The organism is Singulisphaera acidiphila DSM 18658 (genome assembly GCF_000242455.2).
Taxonomy (GTDB): domain Bacteria; phylum Planctomycetota; class Planctomycetia; order Isosphaerales; family Isosphaeraceae; genus Singulisphaera; species Singulisphaera acidiphila.
Genome location: NC_019892.1, coordinates 3,022,534 through 3,042,644, shown reverse-complemented (window position 1 = coordinate 3,042,644; position 20,111 = coordinate 3,022,534). Strand labels below are relative to the sequence as shown.

Here is a 20,111-nt window from a genome sequence, read left to right as displayed (position 1 = left end):
GGAAGGCGTTTCAAAGCGGTATCGACTCGGGACTCGACAAGGCGAGCGCATCGATTCGCTCCGTGAGGCGATCATGGCCATGGCCGCCTCCCCTTGGAATCGCCTTCGTCGGCGTGGACAACGGGTTGCCGAGGAATCTAAGGATGAACTCTGGGCTCTCAAGGACGTCTCATTCCGGGTTGGGCGGGGGGAGGCGATCGGGATCATCGGCCGCAACGGTGCGGGCAAGTCGACGCTGCTGAAGGTTCTCAGCCGGATCACGGCCCCAACCACCGGCAAGATCAAACTCGTCGGCCGCGTGGGCAGTCTCCTTGAAGTCGGTACCGGCTTCCATCCTGAGTTGACCGGGCGGGAGAACATCTTCCTTAATGCCGCTGTCATTGGGATGAGCCGGAGCGAGATCATCCGAAAGTTCGATCAGATCGTGGATTTCGCCGAAGTGGGGCGGTTCATCGATACCCCCGTGAAGCGGTATTCCAGCGGTATGTACGTACGCTTGGCCTTTGCCGTCGCGGCGCACATGGAGCCGGACATCCTGATTATCGACGAAGTTCTTTCTGTAGGAGACCTGGCCTTCCAGCGGAAGTGCATGGACCATGCAAAACGCCTTCGGGAACGCGATGTGACACTCCTGTTCGTCTCTCACAGCATGTTCTCAATCAAAGCGGTTTGCGATCGCTCCGTCTACCTCGCAGCGGGCGAGGTTGTGTACGATGGTCCCACCGATGAGGCGATTCGCCGCTACGATTCCGAAGGACGCATGGATATGTCGGCCTGGGCGCAGGCAACCGTAGGCTCGGACCCCACTCAATGTCCGATCTACATCAGGAAGCTCGAAACGCTTAGCGAGCGCGGAGAACCTCGTACTTTGTTCGACCATGGGGAACGGATCCGGATCCGCCTTCATTTCGAGGCGCAGGAGCCGGTGCACGAGCCAAACTTCGCGGTGGCCTTGATCCGATCCGACGATGTGTCCTGCTGCAACTACAGTACCGCGATGGATGGGTTTTCGACGGCCACGGTCGCGGGTTCCGGCATGATCGAACTGCTTACTCCGCCGGTCAAGCTGGTTTCGGAAATGTACACAATTCATGCGCTGATTTGGGATTCTTCATTTCAGCGCCTTTACTGTTCGCAGGTTGGTGGTAATATTAACATTCGCCATCCGACCTTGAGTCACCAGTTTGGTGTTTTTCACGAGGCTGCCGAGTGGCATTGGGAACGCGAGTCATCTCGGGAACTCGGTCCCGGCTGATCCCGGGATTTCCGCGACGCCCTGGGGCGTTCAAAAACAGATGGACCGGTCTCCATCCTCCGTGTGCCCTTCGAACCTCAATCACGCTGATTTCCCATCCGTGCACCCGGCGTTTTAGGGGAGATGGGATAGTTGCCCTTGGCTGAGAAGAGGGACTGGAGTGAGTGGCTACTGTGGTGATGTCACCACAAATGGCATCAGCGATGGATCGGGGGGGGAGCAGGGCTATGCTTCTCACTCGCAACCAATCAGACGATGCCGATTGTGATTGGTTCCGAAAGGCAGAAGTGTGAGATTTCCTGCGGTTCACTACAAGCCTATTGCAAGAGCACTAAAGTAACGTTACAAAATAAGTGCTGGATTCACTGATAAGTGTGCGGGCAGGCGGGGTCCACGAACCTGCAGTCCTTCTCCCAGGGCGGATCTTATTGGGATCGCTGGATGAGGTTTGCCGTCGAGCTTCCGGAATGACAGGCATTTGATCCCTTCGTGCGAGCAGTTTAGTTTCATTTCGTAGATTGGTGTCTGCAGGTTACCTTGGATCGCAATGCTATAAAAGCCATTTCGCGCATCGGATCGAGTCGCTTTTCACGGAATGCCTGCCGCAACAAACGAGAGTGAAGAAGCCCTTTAGAATGGCCTTCTGAGCGGAATTGTCGCGAAAGAACGGGTGTCGTTGATTTAAAAGGCAAGAAAATTGCCATGTCTGGTTTGGGTCAGACGGTTTCAGGTCGGCAGGGTTGGAAATGGCGTTCCATCCAGTGTGCCTGAAGAATTTGAGACTCTTTAGGCAGCTTGGGTGAAGTGACGCGTTTGGGTTAAACCGCCTACGTCTCAGGGCGAATTGATCCCCTGCTCCTTGAACGTTGTCTCAAGCGGTTTTTCCTTCGGTTCTCAGACCGGGGGAGCTTTGCTCTTGGTTCGCCCGGCCAATGTTCCTTTCTGGTGTAAATGGCTGTGACGGAAAACAGTTTCCCCTGCTCTGCTCCCTTCGGGCAGGATCGAGGCCTGCCCCTAAACAATTAAGCATGCAAAGGAATCCGGATGGAAAGAATCCATGTCCGATTGTCTGACGGTGAGACTTGGAGCCTCGCTGTTGGGGCTCAATCACGGAAGGATCCTGAGCTTGATGCTCTGCTTGCCGCTGCGATTGATGTCGAGGATCAATCTGAAGCGCTCCGGGCTGAACTCTCGTTAACGATCTTTTTATTGCGTCGGAATTATGAACTTAATCCCGATGAGCTCGCTTTGCTTTTAACCTTTACGCCGGACGACCCGGCTTTGTCGGCCCTTCAGAATGCGGTTCATGATCTCGTGGTCGAGAGAATTCAAAGCAAACGAGGGCGTCAGGGGTGCCCGCAACGGAGAACCGGCTTCCTGGCCGATCCAATATGATTCCGGGTTCCATGTGAAGCACTGGCGGGCTCATGGGGGGCCTTGGTCGTCTGAATCAGGTGAAAGAGGGTTGGTGATTGCAAGGTTCAGTGTCGACATGCGGCAGCATTGATCAAGCCGATTCGCGCTGACAGTTTGGGGATTCGTCTGGGTCTGCATTGTTCTCAGAGATTCACTGGCCATTATTGGTTAATTGCCAATTGAAGCGGCGAAAGCGATTGGTAGAAAAAAAGTCGCCCCCTCCTTAATGGCCAGGGAATGGCCAACGAGAATCACGGGAGATACGCCGGGCTCCATCGAGTCTGGCATCTTCGTCCGTCAAGGACCGGGCTTCGGGCGGGGTTCTCACTCGGTACTCTGACTCCGGAGTGACCTGACCCACGTGTGGTCCGTAGTTGCGGAGCAAGAGCAAGATATGGTGCGCTCTTGTAAGGGGGGCGCCCGAAAGCTTGGCCTTGAGTCTGATCTGGCCTTGTGCGACTGAGCCATCACGGACCACACGTGGGCCAGCCCAGCCAGCGAGGTCTTCTCTCCGGAAGTCCACCTCATTCTCTTCCGTTTGTATGCAGTCCGAGCGAGAATCTCACCTGCGATGCGCCATGATGACGTATTGCGTGGATGTGGGGCGGCGCTCGCGATGATCGGTTCCCCACTCTGCATTTACAAAGTCGCCACGCCCAAAAAGGTTTTGTTTGCATGACGCTTCGGCCGTCGATCGCGGATAAAGTCTTCGCGGCGGGCCACTGTGCAGCTTGCAATAAGGCAAGGACGACGTGATCCGGGCAATCCTCACATGAGCGAAGCGGCCGTTGATCAATTTCTGGACGAGTGTGAGTGGAGTGGCCCGTTTGGGTTGGGTCTCGAAACTCTTGATGGCGCTCTCGCCGATCAACCCCGCGAACTGCATCAACCCTTCGTGGTGGTTGGCCGCAGAGAGACCGCGGACGTCACACTCGATCACCCGGATGTGAGCCGTAGCCACGCCTATCTTCAGGTTGTCGCGGGCCATGTCTTTTGTATCGACCTTCAGAGCAGGACAGGCATTCATTGGGAAGGCGGGCGGCAACGGTGGGGTTGGATTGAGCCGGGGGCCGCTGTCCGGATCGGAATCAACCGGATTCGGCCATGTGGCTGTGACGTCAATGCGAGAGCATATGATGTGGGAGCCGGGAGGCCCCCCGTTTCCGGGGCATTCGGGTTTCCTCACACTGAGGACGCGGCCCTCGAACTCCTTGATCCGCGGGACCAACCCTCCGTCTGGAGAGTTGATAGCGCGATCCTGCTTCTGGGACGCTCTCCCGCTTGCAAAGTGTATTTGCCAAGCTCACGCTGCGCAACGGTGCACGCGAGCCTTGTAAGCACAAGAGCGGGAATCTGGGTGGTCGATATGCGCAGTACGAGCGGGACGCTCGTCAACGGGGCCATGGTCCGATGTATCAAGCTTACTGACGGAGATGACCTCGCTCTCGGTCCTTATCATTTACGAATCCACCAGGGCTCCGCCGCAACTCGAATCCTGTCCCGCGCATTGCTTTCGGGACAAAGTAGACTGGCCTGCCCCGATCGTGAGTATCAGACCTCTTCCCGTTCTGTCCAACACCTCACCGATGCAGCATTGGAGCCAATCTCCGGGCAGGAATCCCTTGTCGTGGATTTGCTGCGCGAGCTCAGTCGGCAACACTTGGAAACCAAGGAGCAATTCCGGCAAGTTCTTGGGATGTTCTATCAGATGCATCAGGAACAGATGGCGTTGGTCACAGGCGAGATGCATCGGCTTGGGCGCTTGGTTGAAGAACTGGCCGTTCGCCGTGTTACGCCTGATTCTCGTTCTCGCTCCCTCGACTCTTCCTCACCCGACTCACGCACCTTCAACTCTCCAACGCTTGAGGGTCTTCGAGATCGATCACCCTCTCGGTTGCCCCTCCCCGCACTTGCTGCCACGTCAGTTGCCGAGTCGCCGCTCATTCCTGAGAAGTGGACCGAAACGGAGTGCCGCGGCCTTCCAAAGAGCGGCAGTCGTTCTGAAGCGAAGCCCGACACGTCCAACTCGCCCGATCCAAGTGGTGGTTTTCATCTCATCCTTGCCCGACGCATTGCCGCTTGCCGAAGTAAAAGCCAAGGACGACTTAAAAAAATGATCAATTGGTTTAATGTGGCAACCCGTGCAAATCGGCCGGCATGAAGAAGAAACAGGTGCGCGTGAGTTTAGCTGTTGGGAGTCAGCCGGAAGAACTTTGTCCCCGTTGTTCTTGCGATAGGTGAGCTTGAAATCCTGGCATCGGTATTTGACGACTGCCAATCGGTGATTGAATCCGAGTGAATTCTTACTTTTGATTGCCTGCGAATTTTTCGCAGCCGACTTCCTTCGCCTTCACGTTGCCCGCCCTCGAGTTCAAGTCAAGCCACCCGGTCGAAAACCGCTCGACGTGAATCCTCTCGCGAAGCCTCAAAGAGTATGGCTCTACGCTGATGTGAAGCCCATGCGCTTTTGTTGTTTGTCGACAGGTTGAACCACGTACTTGGAAGTTCAATGTCTTGGTTCTGATGAATCATGGAGTGGAAAACGAGCAAAGTCAATAAGAGAAATCGTGCGAAGAATCGTAAGTCGGCGAAAATCAGAATGAGAATGTGTGCTCAAGTTCTCATTTTTAACTCTCATTCGGTCCGCTGCGAAAGTGGCGATCTGATGGTGCCGAAAATGATCGACGTAGAATCCGCAATCAAGGCCAGATTCGATTTACTGTCACCACTGCTCAATGAGCGGACCCGCCGTCTCATTAGCGCGGCTGAGGCAGGGGTCTTGGGACGCGGCGGTATCACGATCGTCTCTCGCGTCACGGGAGTCTCTCGTCGCGCGATCGCCGCCGGACTCGCGGAACTACGGTCTCGCGACAGTTCCGCGCGGGGGAGAATTCGCCGGCCGGGCGGAGGTCGAAGACGGAGAACCGTCGATGATGCGACACTTGAGCACGATCTTGAACACTTGATTAATCCTGTCTCCAAAGGTGACCTCGCGTCTCCTCTCAGGTGGACCTGCGCCAGCGTAAGGACCTTATCCGCCGAATTGATTCGCATGGGGCATGCGACGAGCCATCGGATGGTGGCGGAATTGCTCCATAGTTCAGGCTACAGCCTTCAATCAAAGCGGAAACGTGTTGAAGGGCAAGGCCTGGGGAGTCGAGACGCTCAGTTTGAGTTCATCAATCTTAAGGTCAACGAAGCGCTTCGAACGGGACAACCCGTGATTATGGTCGAGGCAATGACGAGGGAACTCGCGGATCAACCGAAAGCCAGGGGGAAATCAGCAGCAGCCGACGATGACCACGGGCCAGTCCAAGTCTCTCATCCCGCCATTTCCGCATCGGGTTCCTGTGATCCCGATGCGGCCTGCGAACATGCAATCGCTCATGGGAAGGGCCGAAGCGGCGTGCTGGTGGATCGGGACATGGCGGAGTTTGCCGTCGAGGTTATTCAGCACTGGTGGCATTCGATGGGACGCGCGATCTTTCCTCATCCCCAACGATTGCTGGTCATCGCTGATATCGACGGGGGCGATGAATCGACCTCTCGCCTCTGGCGGACGGGACTCCAAAAACTCTCGGATGAGACGAACCTAGTGATCTCGATCCACCATTTTCCACCGGCGACAACGCGGTGGAGCCACATCGAGCACCGACTCGTCGCAACCATCAGTCCGCATTTGCGCAATAAACCGGGAGTCAGCCACGACGTTGTCGTCAATCTTATCGTTGCGGCACCGGCAGGGACTGACTCCGGCGAAAACCGCGAGCGCGCGAACGAAGGACTGCCGCGCGGCGCCGAATTGTCTTACACGGAGATCGAGAATCTCCTTTTAACCGCCGATGGATTGCACGGAGGGTGGAATGATTCGATCCGCCCTACCCCAAAGTCGCATTGATCAGGTGGATTCTGCACTTCCTCTGATTCCAGGTGATCGGCCGCCTTCAAATTGAGGCGAGTCGAGGCGTTGAATTTGAGGCTGTTGTCTGCGCTCCTGCGGTTCCTCGCTTGGATCGCAGGCTTACTCAAAAGCGGTAGCTCAGCCTTCATAATTCGTGCGTTATTTAGACTTTTATGAATCGAATTATGTGGATGTTTGTGCGAGTCTCGGCCACATTTTTACGTCGCCTGAAGGTCAGAGTTCCACACAGCCGACAACGGATCGACACGATGTTCCCTTCCGCATGATCGTCTCCCCGCCCCATCCCCTCTCCATTCCAAGCAACCTTCGCCCTCTGCTCTACCCCTTCTCGGCCTTATCCTGGCCATCTTGCTCCCACACGCCATATGCCCCCTGCTCTCCAGTTCTTTGGCCTTTCATGCATGGCTGAGTCGAGTCAAATGCATCTCGGAATCGCAAAAATTTTGAGACGAAAAAATAGGGAAAATTCGTGAAAATCAAATGTGATTCTTTGTGCAAATATCTCGCCAGATGAATCGGTGTCCCGAGGCACCTGGCGAGAGATCAAGTCGCTCTCTTCGCTTCACTTGGTCGATGATTTCGCGGGTGCCGGGTCGCTCATCAGGTATGCGATCAGGTCGAGCACCTGCTCTTTTCGAAGCACGTTCACGATCCCAAGAGGCATGTTGGAGAGCTCTGACCGGCGCCGTTGCAAGATGTTCGCCTTTTCGACAGAGAGAAGGTCTGCGGCTCCGGGGGGACGCAATACCACGACCTGATCATCCTCGCGTTCGACCCGGCCGGTGACGACTGCTCCATCGGCGGTTTCGAGCAGGACGCCCGCGTATTCGTCGGCGATGACCTTCGACGGCAGGAGGATCGATTCAAGGAGGTTGTGGGTGTCGAGTCGGCGGCCAACCCCCGTCAGGTCAGGGCCGACACTTCCTCCTTCCCCCTCGAAACGATGGCACTGGATGCAGCCGGTGTCGCGGAATGCTTTCCGCCCTGTGTCGATCGATCGACCTGATTTCAGGTGGTCGAGTTCAGGCAGAAGGTCGCCCATCTCCCAGGCCTGAACGAAGGTATGCTGGGGCTTGAGCTGGGCGATCCAGTCACGCATCAGAGTGACCGCCTGCTCGTCCACCCGGTTTGTCACCAATGGCGGCATCTGACCACGCCCCCGGATCGACAGGCGACGTAACAGTGCCGAGCGTTCGGGATCCCCCGGCGCGACCAGCATCGCGTCGCTGATCCCAAAGGTGTCGTGCTGCGGCCGCGCATCCAGCAGTCCCATCTGCTCCCGAGGCGCGGATAGGGCGAGGACCATCTTCGCGTTGCCGCCGCCGGCCTCGATATGGCAGACCGAGCAATTCACCTGCAAATAGGTCCGCGCCCGCCGCTCGAGATCTTGAGTCGGGTCCCTTGGATCGATGAGGGTATCGAGGTCCTTCGGGGCCTTGGGCAAGGCCTTGCTGAAGAGGCCGATATGGTCGAGCGCACGGATTTGGTTGTCGCGGATGCCGTCGTATTCGTGCTCTCGGTTCAACTGCGATCCGGTTAAGCCGAGAACGAAACCGGCGGCTCGGCTGTGACAGGCCATGCACTCCGATCGACTGGGGAAGCGCCATTTCTGACGGGCCCCTGCCTGACTTTCCGGACCGCCAACGGCGAATTCGGCGTCCTCGCCGTTCTTTGTGACCAGCGTGGCGTCAGTCTGTTCCTCATTCCAACGGTAGGAGTAACCGGCCCATTCCCCTTGCTGGCGGAGCATGACTCGGGTTTCCACGCGGAAACGTGATTCCGCATTCCCGGGTTCACGCTCGAGTGAGAGTGATTGGACGAGCGCGGTGTGATCGGGAAACTCCCAGCCGCGACCCGAATCGAAGCCGACCTTCAACTCACCCGGGACCGCCATGAAGTGCTCGGCGCGAGCGCCGTCGGTCCAGCCCGGCGCATTCACGGAGTAGGGAATGATTGCAGGATCAACTTTATGCTCGGCCGTTGAAGCGAAGAGGCCGGTCTGGCTGAGGAGGGTTGGGAACGGTGCGACCGCCTCTTCTTTCGGCGCGGGGACGAGCCGAACAATTCCACCACCGTGGTCGACGATGAGAAGCTCACCGTGGTGGTTGACGCGAAACGAGGCGATCTGGAGCGGGGTGTCGGCTAATTCGCGGTGCCAGTGCACGCGCTGGCCGTCGTGTTTCATTCCCCAGATCCGCCCGCTCCCATAGTCGCCGTAGATGTATGCTCCGTTCAGGTCAGGGAGTTTGTCCCCATAGTAGACCACGCCGCCTGTGAGGGAGCGGAACTCCGCATGGGAATGCTCGATGGTCGGGAGGACGTGCGGCGTCGGCCCTCGTTTTCGTTCGAGGTAAAAGGGGTGGCTCCCTTCATAGACGCTCCAGCCGTAATTCTCACCGCGACCGATGAGATGGGCGGTTTCCCACTGGTCCTGGCCGTTGGTCCCGACCCAGATCTGGCCGGTCTTCGCGTCACAGCCCATGCGCCAGGGGTTCCGTAATCCATAGGCCCAGATTTCCGGTCGAGCCCCGGGGGTGCTGATGAACGGATTGTCAGATGGGACGGCATAGGGCTGCTTGCCAACGCGCTTGTTGACGTCGATCCGCAGCACACTGCCGAGCAGATCGTTGAGCGTTTGACCCGAGACATAAGTATCCGAGTCGCTGCTTCCGTCTCCGGTGGTGATGTAGAACATGCCGTCGCGGCCGAACGTCATATCGCCGCCGTCGTGCCCGGAGGATTGCCATTCGAGGATGAGCTCCTCGGACATAGGGACGATCTTGTGAGGCGCCTGGCGATCCACCGTGTAGCGGATGATCTGGTTCATCCGCTCCGGCGCGGACCTCGGACCATTCCGGAATAGATAGACGTAGCCGTTGGAGAGGTAGTCGGGATGGAAGCAGACAGAGTAGACCAGGTACTTCGGGAGTTCGAGAATAAGCTCAGACTCTGTCGTGTCCGGGTCATCCTTGATTCGAACGATGCGTGAGCCCTGTTCGGCGGCAACCCCTTCCTGGATCACCCAGAGATGATCGGTTCCCTGCTCATCGGCCAGGTAGATCGGCGTTTTCCAGGTCAACTTCGTGAACGTCTTCTCGACCGTATAGGGCAGAGGCGGCTCAGGCGAGCCCATGAGACGCTTCGAGTTCCAGGGGACGCGTTTGGGAAGGCCGAACGGAGATTCGGCACCGGCTCGAGAGCTGAGGCCGAGCATGACGAGTGAAGTCAGGGCGACCAAGACGCAACGCACGACGTTCCGGGCGTAACTGGGACGCATCTCTGTGCCTCTTCGGTTTGTGGAGATGGTTTCAATTCAGCGCGTCGGCAATCCGTCCGAGGAGGCGCTTCGGCATCCCCATTCGCGAGCCGGAGTTCAGGCGAAATGACGTTACATGGTGCTATAGATACTCGATTCGAGTCACCCCATCCACGAGTAAGTCCGGAATGACGGAGTCTGGGGTGCTGTGCGTCTCGAGAATGGTTCGGTATCGGTTGCGTTTCCTGGGACCGTGGGGGACACGCTTGCATTCAGGTTTCGGGTGGAGAGTTGCGTTCGAGGTATCAGAAGGGCGAAAGAGTGGGTTGCGGTTGAAGCGGACGGGGAAAAAATGTGACGCGTGCGAATTGAAAGCCCTCCGAAGACCATTCTTTGCGTTTGGCCTGAAGGACAGGTATTGTAAGGCCGCCGAGTAAATTCAACAATCATTTTGCGAAACAATAACGGAGGGACTTTGACAGGCTCACGATCACTGGCTTCAGGAAATGACATGTCTCCCAGGCGAGCACTGCCCACCAACTGTTCGTCTGAGGTTATTTCTTCAAGTGAACTGAGCCCATCGAAGTTAGGATCCGTCCGTGATTGGAGACATGAATTGATGAATTGGCAAACAGTTCGCGGACGTTTCCCTGCGCGAGCAACGAGGGGGGTGGCTATCCTGGCCCCGGCCTTGGTGTTCGTGGTCCTCTCTGGATGTTTCACGCGATCGGGGTATGCCGCTGAGCCAGTGGCCAAGCTGCCTACGCCCTGGAAAGCGGGCGTGGCGAAGGTTGTGGTGACGCCTGAGAAAGGTGTCTGGCTCGCGGGCTACGGTTCAAAACGGCCGCCGGACGGGAAACTGCACGACTTGTGGGTGAAGGTTTTGGCGATTGAAGATGAGAAAGGGCGTCGCGCGGTGATGATCACTAGCGACTTCCAGGGCGTTCCCAAGGGGATGAGCGACCGCGTGTTCGCTCAACTCAAGCAAAAGTACGGGCTGGATCGCCATCAGGTTATGCTGACATTCTCGCACAATCACTGCGGTCCCAGGCTGGGCGATGATCTGGTTGACTACTATCCGGTGGAAGCCGAGCAGGTCAAGTTGGTCGACGAATATACGTCGGCGATGGTCGAGAAGCTCGTTACGGTGGTCGGCGAGTCTCTGACCAAGCTCGCTCCGGCGAGCCTCCGCATGGGCGCAGGGAAGACGACCTTTGCCGTAAATCGACGCAATAATCCCGAGGCGAAGGTGCCGGACCTGCTCGCGAGCGGGACACCGCTCGCCGGGCCGGTGGATCATAGCGTGCCGGTCTTGTCCGTAACGGGGGCGGAGGGGAACCTGGTGGCCGTGCTTTTCGGGTACGCCTGTCACCCCACGACCTTGAGCTTCATGACCTGGTGCGGCGATTACCCGGGCTTCGCCCAGCTCGAGTTGGAAAAGAGCCATCAGGGAGCGACGGCCATGTTCGTCAATACCTGCGGCGGCGACCAGAACCCGTTGCCACGGCGGACTGTCGAACTCTGCGAACGTTATGGAAAGATGCTCGCTACTGCGGTTGACGAGGCATTGGAGCAACCGTTAAAGCCGGTGTCGTCGGGACTTCGAACCGCGTTCGAATACGTTGAGCTCCCCTATTTGCAGGTCGTTACTCGCGCGGAGCTGATTGCCGCACGCGAGGACAAAAGCCCGATTCGTGCGCGTTGGGCCGCGCGCATGCTGGGGAAGCTTGACGCGGGTGAGACCTTCGCAGTCTCGTATCCCTACCCCGTGCACGCATGGCGGCTCGGCAACGAGATGGTCGTCATCGGGCTGGGTGCGGAGACGGTTGTGGACTATGCGCTTCGATTCAAGCGAGAGTTCGGTCTCGGGACCTGGGTCTGCGGCTACGTAGATGACATGATCTCGTACATCCCTTCGCGACGGGTCTGGGAGGAAGGGGGCTATGAGGGCGGGTCCAACCTCTTCGAGTACGGTCGGCCGGCGCTCCGCTGGGCAGGCGACATCGAAGACCGGATTGCCGCGACTGTCCACAAGCTCGTAAAAACGAACGAAGAATGATGGAACGGGAAGCGGCGAATCCGAGAATTTAAGGTGCAATAGAATGCTTAAGCCTGCTTGTCGGTTCGCCATCATTCTTGCCCTGACGATCGGCGGAGTCGAAGCCGCGGAACCCCCGCCTGAGACCGACCTGGGCACGGTTACCGAAACGCACGTGATGGTGCCGATGCGTGACGGGGTCCGGCTGTCGACCTACATCTACACGTCGAAGGGGGATGGCCCCTGGCCGGTCCTCTATGAGCAGCGGTATGCCGACCTGCGCGGTGGCCGCAAGAACTTCGCCCGCATGGCTGCGGCGGGTTATGTCGTCGTCGGCCAGAATTTCCGGGGATCCCAGCTCTCGGAAGGGACCTGGGTCGGCTATCGCGACCTCGGCTGGGGTGAGAAACGCGATGGTTACGACACCGTGGAATGGCTGGCCAAGCAGCCGTGGTCGACGGGCAAAGTGGGGACGTTCGGTAGCTCGCAGGCCGGCTTCGCGCAAAACTTCCTGGCCGTCACTCGCCCGCCACACCTGAAATGCCAGTATATGATTGATACAGGTCTGAGCCTGTTCCACGAAGGTTACCGGATCGGTGGCGCAACCCGTCCGGAACGCTTCAAAACGATGGACGCCGTCTGCCGCAATCCCGAGGACAACCGTCGCCTTCTCAAAGAGTGGTTCACGCACCCTACCTACGACGCCTACTGGGCCGAGGAGGATTGCACCCGGCACCTTGATGCGATGAACGTCCCCTGTTTCACCGTCGGGAGCTGGTTTGATTTTATGTGCGTTGGCTCGGTGGAAAGCTTCATCGGTCGGCAGCATCGAGGGGGGCCGAAGTCCCGGGGGACGCAGCAACTTCTGATTGGACCCTGGCTCCATGGCGGATCGAAGTCGGCGAACAAAGTCGGTGAGCTGACCTTCCCTGAGGATGCCCAATTTGCGATGGACACCCACATGATCCGCTGGTTCGATCACTACCTCAAAGGGGTCGACAACGGCGTCGAGCGTGAGCCTGCGGTTCGCTACTACGCGATGGGGGCGGTCGGGGAAGAGGGCGCTCCGGGCAACGAGTGGCGCACAGCCTCCGACTGGCCGCTTTCCACGCAGGATGAATCGCTCTACCTTCAAGCCGGGGGCAAACTCACCGCCAAGGCCCCCGAGACACCGACATCGTCCACAACCTTCCTGGCCGACCCGCTCCACCCGAACGAGATCCCCGCTCGTGGATTCCCCGGCGCGAAAGATGCGCGCGAGTTCGAGAAGCAGGAGCAAGTGCGGACCTTCACCACGGACCCCCTGCCCGAACCGGTCGAGTGGACAGGAAAAGTGAAGGCGGAGTTGTATGTGTCTTCCTCCGCACGAGACACCGACTTCATCGTCCGGGTCTCCGACGTCTACCCCGACGGTCGCTCCGTCCTCCTGATGGACTACGTTCGTCGGGCCCGATACCGAGATGGCTACGACCGCGAAGTTTTCCTCGAACCGGGCAAAGTAGCCAAGGTCGCGTTTGACGTTGGGTGGACGAGCCAGGTCTTTAACCGCGGACATCGGATCCGGATCACCGTGGCCAGTACCGGTGCCCCGTTCTACGAGCCGAACCCGAATACGGGTGAGCCCTTGACGCTCGATTTCCCGCTCAACGCGGTCGTAGCGACGAACATCGTCTACCACGAACGCCCGCACGCGTCGCGGATCATTGCGCCTGTCCGACCGATCCAAGCCGTTGTCGACAAGCGGCAGGAGATCGAACAAGGCCTCAAGGAAGTGAGCGAACGACTCGAAAACGTGCGATCGCTCAAGCTGGGCAAGCAAGACCAACTCGCCGATGCCGAAGTATTCGCCAAGGGGATCACCTGGGCCCTTCGCTACGAGTCGAACCTTCCTCCGGCCGACCTGGCGTTACTCAAAAAGGCATTGGAGCGTTGCCACGACCGTCTTCGAGCGATCGAAGACGGGAAACCGTTCTGGCTTGAGAAGAAAGGCCCGGTCGTCCGTGGCTTTATCTCCGCAGTGGATGGCTCGGTGCAACCCTATGGGGTGATCGTCCCGGCGAAGTACGACCGAGCGAAACCGATCCGGCTTGACGTCGTCCTTCATGGAAGCTCGTTGCCGACCGGCATGAGTGAACTTCGGTTTATGAAACGGTTTGACGAAGCTGACAGTCTCAGCACCAATGCACCCGACCAGGACTTTCTCGAACTCCACCCGTTGGGGCGTGTCGAGAACGGATACCGTTGGGCGGGTGAGACCGACGTCTTCGAGGCCATTGAGGCCGCCTGCCGGAACTACGCGATCGACCGAGATCGGATCGTGATCCGCGGGATGTCGATGGGGGCGTCAGGGACATGGCACCTCGGGCTCAAACACCCTGATCGGTTCGTCGCCCTTGGCCCTTACTGCGGCTATGTCGATACGCGTCAGTTTTCCCTGACCCCTGTGCCCCGATTCGTGAAGGTCGGCGAGCTACCCTCCTATCAGGATAAGGGGTTGCACATGCTCGACTCGGTCGACTACGCCGCCAATGCCGGAATTGTGCCGGCGATCGCCTGCATGGGGGAGAAAGACGAGAACTTCCAGGCACACGAGATGATGGGCCGAGCGATGGCCAAGGAAGGCCTGACGATGGTCAACCTGATTTCGCCGGGAACGGGTCATGTGATCGACCCCGTGACTCATCGGGAGCAGATGCGGCGGATCCATGAGTTCACCGACAAAGGGCTGAACCACGTTCCAAACTCCCTTCGCTTCGTCACCTGGACCTTGAAGTATAGCCGTTGCCACTGGATGCAAATCCTCGGCATGGCTGAGCACTATGCGCGGGCCGAGCTGGAGGCAAAAGTCCTCGACGACGGAATGATCGAAGTGGCGAAGCCGACGAATGTAACGCGTTTTGCGATTCTTCCACCGGTTGCGAAGGCCAATATGACGCGGATTCGGGTGGGATCCGAGTTGGTTCCGATTACACGGAACCAGGCCGATCGTGCCATCGTCATCGCGAAACAAGATGGCCGCTGGGTCGACGGTGGAGATCTCGACGATTCCCAGTTAACCGGTAAACGGCCGGGCTTGCAGGGGCCAATCGATGACGCTTTCACAACTCCATTCCTTTGCGTTCGTGGCACGGGGACGCCCTGGAACTCAGCCGTGCAAGCGTGGTCGGACGCCAGCCTGAAACAGTTCGCTACGGAGTGGAACCGGTATTTCCGTGGCGAACTGCCGATTAAGGACGATACGGCGGTCACACCGGACGACTTGCGCCGCGCGAACCTCATCCTCTTCGGTGACCCCGGCAGTAACCTCTGGATTAGCAAGGTGCTCCCGCAGCTTCCGATCCGCTGGACACAGGACGAATGTACTGTTGGCAACGCCACTTACACTGCGGCTGACCACGCCCCGTTGCTGATTCACCCGAACCCGCTTGCCCCGAATCGTTACGTCGTTCTCAATAGCGGCCACACTTTTCATGAGCAGGAACTGTCGACCCTCAATTACCTGCTCTTTCCTCGCCTGGGCGATTGGGCTGTCGTCAAGCTTGCCGAGAAAACCCCGGGGCTTGGAAACAATGAGATCATTCAGGCTGGGTTATTCGACGAGCATTGGCGACTATCCGGTGGCACAGCGAATTAGGAATGAGCAAATCAGTAAATTACCGAATCAGTGAGCGCGATTGTTTGTGATTTGATAGGTTGGGTGCGGCTCACCAATGAGACTTTTCAGGTGGCGAGGGAAATCGGGAGAGCGGGCCGGGCCTAACCGACGGGAAATTGATTCTTCACAAGCGTGTGGCGACGAGGTACAGATCGTAGGGGGCGGCTTGATGCAGGTCGGGTTGACGATGATCGGGTTGATTCTGGGGCTGGGGCAAGTCGCTACGGCCGCAGGCCCGGTGGACTATGTACGCGAAGTCAAGCCGATCCTGGCGGCGCGGTGTACGAGCTGTCATGGAGCGATTCGACAGAAGGCGGGCTTGCGCCTGGATACGGCGGAATTCATCCGCCGTGGGGGTGATGGAGGGCCTGCCATCGAGCCGGGTAAGAGCGCGGAGAGCTTGATCCTCGAGCGCATCACTGGGGCGGACAGCACGGAGCGAATGCCGCCGGAGAGCGAGGGGGTGCCGCTTACCGCCAACGAGGTCGAGGCTCTCCGTGGTTGGATCGATCAGGGGGCCAAGGCCCCGCCTGAGCCGATCCCGGAGGACCCGCGCAAACATTGGGCCTATCAGCCTCCAGTTCGTCCAGTTGTCCCCCGTTCCAAGGACCCGGTGTGGGCGAACAACCCGATCGACGCCTTTCTCGATGCGGGCTACCAGGCCCGAGGGCTGAGGCCGAGTCCCCCGGTCGCCCGCGACCTCTGGCTCCGCCGTGTCACCCTCGACCTGATCGGCCTGCCACCGACCCGTGCGGAACGGCACGCTTTTCTTGCCGACCAATCGGCGAACGCCGAAGGACACGTTGTCGACCGCCTTCTGTCCGACACCCGCCACGGCGAGCGGTGGGGGCGGCACTGGATGGACGTCTGGCGATACAGCGACTGGTACGGGCTCGGTGAGGAGGTTCGCTACAGCCACCCTCACGTCTGGCAATGGCGTGATTGGATCGTCGCCGCACTCAACGCGGACAAGGGCTACGACCGGATGGTTGCGGAGATGCTTGCCGGTGATGAACTCGCCCCCGACGATCCGGCAACCCTTCGAGCCACCGGGTTCCTCGTGCGCAACTGGAATATTTTCAACCGGAATACATGGCTCGATTCCACTGTGGAACACACCGCACGCGCCTTCCTCGGTGTGACGATCCAGTGCGCCCGCTGCCACGACCACAAGTTCGACCCCGTTTCGCAGGCTGACTATTATCGTCTGCGCGCTTTCATCGAGCCCCACCATATCCGGATCGACCGGGTTCCGGGTCAGTCCGATCGCACCAAGGCGGGCCTGCCGCGGGCTTTCGACGATTTCCTGGAAACGCCTACATACCTGTTCGTTCGCGGCGACGAGGCTGCCCCCGATAAGGCACGCTCGCTCCAACCGGCGACTCCCAGCGTCTTGGGGGGCGAGATCAAGGTCGTTCCCGTTTCGCTCTCCCTCGGGGCCGCCAATCCCGACAAACGCGAGTTCGTCATTCGCGAGGCCCTCGAAGACGCTCAAAAAGCAGTGGTGCAAGCCGGTTCCGCTGTTGTCGATGCTCGAAAGCGGGCCGAGCTTGCCGCCCAAGCTCGCGCTGTCGCGACCGAAGCCGATCGCCAGGCCGAAGGTCAAGTCAATGCCGCTGCCGACAAGCCGGCCGAGCTCAAGACGGCGTTGGCTGCGGCCGCCCTGGTTGTCGAGACCCTTGCTAACGCTGACCGGGACGCTCGCGATGCCCAGGTCGACCTTGAAGTCGCAACGTCGACTCTGGCCTTGGCCGAAGCGCGACAGGCCGCTTTGAAGGCGGTACTGAGCGCCGAGGCGTTTGAGGATCAGGGGGCCAAGGCGAGCGGTTCCGAGACCTGGGCGGGGGCTGCTCGTGATGCGTTATCAGTCCAACGCCAACTCGCCCTGATCGAAGCCAAGACCAACCGCCTGATCGCTTCGAGAGACCTGACACGAGCTCAACGCACCCTTGAAGGGCTCCTCCCTGCCGCTTCGGCTCCAGCGGTAGACCCCAACAAGGTCCCCCGCGCCAAGGCTGCTACGGATCTCGTCGAGGCGCGCAGTCGACTTACCGGTGCGGAAACCCAACTCGCCAAGGCGGAGAAATCCCTCAGCACACCACTCACGACGGAATACGCCTCGCGACCTTGGGAATTTCCCCGCGCCAAGACAACCTTTCGCGATACTCCGAGCAACGCCCCCTACGCGAAGACCAGCACGGGCCGACGCCTCGCGCTGGCACGTTGGCTGGTCGACCGTCGCAACCCCCTGACGGCAAGGGTCGCGGTCAACCACGTCTGGGCCCGTCACTTTGGCGAGCCCCTGGTGGGTTCCCTCGACGATTTTGGCTTGAGAACGCCTCGGCCCGACCACCTCGCATTACTCGATTGGTTGGCCGTCGAGTTCATCGAATCCGGCTGGAGCCTCAAGCACCTGCATCGGTTGATCGTCAATTCTCAAGCCTACCGGATGCGCTCGGCCGGTGTGGACTCCGGCGACTCGAACGTTACCAACGACCCCGACAACCATTTCGTTTGGCGCATGAACGTTCAACGGATGGAGGGAGAGGTTGTTCGAGACAGCGTCCTGTTCCTTGCTGGCCACCTCGACCCCCAGATCGGTGGTCCCGACCTGCCCGTTGCCTCGGCCGAGACTGGCACGCGCCGGACGCTCTACTACCGCTATGCCAGCGGAGAGAACATTCCCTTTCTCTCGGTCTTTGATGCCGCGAGCGTGACGGAATGCTACCGCCGTCCCGCGACGATCGTGCCCCAGCAGGCGCTCGCCTTGAGCAACAGCGGGATGATCCTGACACGGGCGGGCGACGTTGCTTCGGCCATTGACCGTGAAGTTGGTGGGGAGCCTGTGGCCCGGGGAGCCTTTATTGACTCTGCGTACGAGCTGCTCCTGGGCCGGTCCCCGACCGTTGCGGAGCGAACCGAGTGCGCAACGGGCCTTGATCGACTCGTAGCGACGTTCGCAACTGAGCCGAAGCCGAACGCCTCACCGGAAGGTCGGGCACGCGCGGCTCTGGTCCATGTCTTATTGAACCATAATGACTTTGTCACGATCCGATGATTCGAGGCGGACAGACAGCATGGACGAACAAGACGCAATGTGTGCCTGCTTTGGACCTTCGCGTCGAGGCTTCCTCGCGGACGCCGGGATGGGGTTTGTCGGCCTGGCGCTCGGGGCGATGCTTCATCGCGATGGAGTGGTCCGCGCTGATCCCGTTCAAGGGTGGACACCGCCTGACGGGCGGCCTCATTTTCCGCCTCGAGCCAAACGGGTCATCTGGCTGATGATGCGCGGAGGGGTCAGCCACCTCGAAAGCTTCGACCACAAGCCCGAGTTGACGAAGAACGCGGGGAAGACGATCAACGAGACTGCATACAAGGAGACAGTCCTCGGCTCGCCGTTCCTGAGGAACGTCCGCGAGCAGGTGGCCAACAACATCATCGACAAGACGAAAGTCAAGATTTATCCGACTCAGATCGGGTTCAAGAAAGGGGGCCAGAGCGGGATCGAGGTCAGTGACTGGTGGCCGCACGTCCGTGGTTGTGTGGACGATATCGCCGTGGTCCGGTCGATGTATACCACCGACAACAACCACGGGGCCCAGATGGAATTCTTCACGGGGCGGCACCTGCTCGACGGCTGTTATCCGACGATCGGCTCGTGGGTCAACTACGGTCTTGGTGCTCTGAGCGATGACCTTCCCCAGTTCATCTCGATGGGGCCAGCCCTCGAGCACCAGTGCTTGGGGGCGACCGACGCCAACTACCTCGGCCCCGAGAACTCGGGTGTGACTCTCAAAATCGACCCTGACGACCCCCTGCCCTTCGCCCGGCCGGGTATGCCGCTCGGATCGAACGAGGCGGCGATGAAGGCCGAACTACTCGGGCGACTCAACCGCATCTCCGCACTCGAGTACCCTGCCGATTCCAAGCTTCGCGCCCGGATCAAGTCGTACGAACTGGCCTTCCGGATGCAGACGGCCGTCCCGGAAGTCCTCCGCTTCCAGGAGGAAAACGAGGCCACGCGCCGACTCTATGGACTCGACCAGGATGTGACCCGCCCCTTCGGTCAGCAGATGCTGGCGGCCCGCCGTCTGGCCGAGCGAGGCGTCCGCTTCATTCAGGTCTTCCACGGCGATGGCGCGGCGGGGTCCTGGGACGCTCACTCCGGCCTTGTCGCCAACCACTCGGCACTTTGCGCCCAGGTCGACAAGCCCATCGCCGGCCTGATCACCGACCTCAAGCAACGCGGCCTGCTCGAAGACACGGTGGTGGTCTGGGCAACCGAGTTTGGTCGCACCCCTTGTGCGCAAGGGGCCGACGGCCGCGACCACCACAACTATGGCTTCTCAATCTGGATGGCCGGCGGTGGGATTCAAGGAGGCCTCGTCCACGGCGCGACCGATGAACTCGGATTTCACGCCGTCGAGAACCGGCATTACGTCACCGACGTTCATGCCACCGTCCTCCACCTCCTCGGTCTCGACTCGCGCCGACTCGAAATCCCCGGCCGAAAACGGCTCGAAGTCGATCATGGCAAGCCGATTCAAGAGATTTTTGCTTGATTGTGTC

Annotated in this window: 10 protein-coding genes and 1 pseudogene; 9 read left to right on the top strand and 2 right to left on the bottom strand. The window is 59.4% G+C overall.

All coding sequences use genetic code 11. The features are described from left to right. The first annotated feature begins 73 nt into the window (after positions 1-73). Positions 74-1,255 (top strand): ABC transporter ATP-binding protein, encoded by a 1,182-nt coding sequence (locus SINAC_RS12070; RefSeq protein WP_015245915.1) that lies wholly within the window; start codon positions 74-76, stop codon positions 1,253-1,255. Between the two features lie 1,044 nt (positions 1,256-2,299). Continuing rightward, the gene (locus SINAC_RS12065) at positions 2,300-2,650 is read left to right on the top strand and encodes a hypothetical protein (protein WP_015245914.1); all 351 of its coding nucleotides are present in this window, start codon (positions 2,300-2,302) and stop codon (positions 2,648-2,650) included. A 583-nt stretch (positions 2,651-3,233) separates the two neighbouring features. Here the strand turns inward: SINAC_RS12065 and SINAC_RS41185 are convergent. Then, positions 3,234-3,659 carry a hypothetical protein gene (locus SINAC_RS41185; protein WP_020466280.1) on the bottom strand — a complete coding sequence of 142 codons (426 nt, stop codon included), beginning with the start codon at positions 3,657-3,659 and terminating at the stop codon, positions 3,234-3,236. On the opposite strand from SINAC_RS41185, the pseudogene SINAC_RS41835 reads away from it, so the two are divergent. The 3 genes and pseudogenes from SINAC_RS41835 to SINAC_RS12050 all read left to right on the top strand — a co-directional run. Further along, a pseudogene (locus SINAC_RS41835) lies at positions 3,567-4,109 on the top strand (FHA domain-containing protein); the annotation flags it as partial. The gene SINAC_RS41185 and the pseudogene SINAC_RS41835 sit on opposite strands and share 93 nt — an antisense overlap. Before the next feature lie 189 nt (positions 4,110-4,298). Continuing rightward, the gene (locus SINAC_RS41180) at positions 4,299-4,832 is read left to right on the top strand and encodes a hypothetical protein (RefSeq protein WP_237722553.1); all 534 of its coding nucleotides are present in this window, start codon (positions 4,299-4,301) and stop codon (positions 4,830-4,832) included. Between the two features lie 369 nt (positions 4,833-5,201). Next, complete coding sequence (locus SINAC_RS12050) at positions 5,202-6,569, top strand: ISAzo13 family transposase (protein WP_015245912.1); 1,368 nt, start codon at positions 5,202-5,204, stop codon at positions 6,567-6,569. 586 nt (positions 6,570-7,155) lie between these two features. On the opposite strand, the gene SINAC_RS12045 is transcribed toward SINAC_RS12050, so the two are convergent. After that, positions 7,156-9,870 carry a PQQ-dependent sugar dehydrogenase gene (locus SINAC_RS12045; RefSeq protein ID WP_015245911.1) on the bottom strand — a complete coding sequence of 905 codons (2,715 nt, stop codon included), beginning with the start codon at positions 9,868-9,870 and terminating at the stop codon, positions 7,156-7,158. 649 nt (positions 9,871-10,519) lie between these two features. Here SINAC_RS12045 and SINAC_RS12040 point away from each other — a divergent pair. The 4 genes from SINAC_RS12040 (at position 10,520) to SINAC_RS12025 (ending at position 20,104) form a co-directional block, all read left to right on the top strand. Next, positions 10,520-11,908 (top strand): neutral/alkaline non-lysosomal ceramidase N-terminal domain-containing protein, encoded by a 1,389-nt coding sequence (locus tag SINAC_RS12040; protein ID WP_020466284.1) that lies wholly within the window; start codon positions 10,520-10,522, stop codon positions 11,906-11,908. Between the two features lie 43 nt (positions 11,909-11,951). Next, positions 11,952-15,521: a CocE/NonD family hydrolase gene (locus SINAC_RS12035; protein WP_015245909.1), complete on the top strand. Its 3,570-nt coding sequence runs from the start codon at positions 11,952-11,954 to the stop codon at positions 15,519-15,521. A 190-nt stretch (positions 15,522-15,711) separates the two neighbouring features. After that, a complete protein-coding gene (locus SINAC_RS12030) occupies positions 15,712-18,600 on the top strand; it encodes a DUF1553 domain-containing protein (RefSeq protein WP_015245908.1) in 2,889 nt (962 codons plus the stop codon). A gap of 19 nt (positions 18,601-18,619) precedes the next feature. Beyond that, the gene (locus SINAC_RS12025; protein ID WP_015245907.1) at positions 18,620-20,104 is read left to right on the top strand and encodes a DUF1501 domain-containing protein; all 1,485 of its coding nucleotides are present in this window, start codon (positions 18,620-18,622) and stop codon (positions 20,102-20,104) included. Positions 20,105-20,111: the final 7 nt, after the last annotated feature.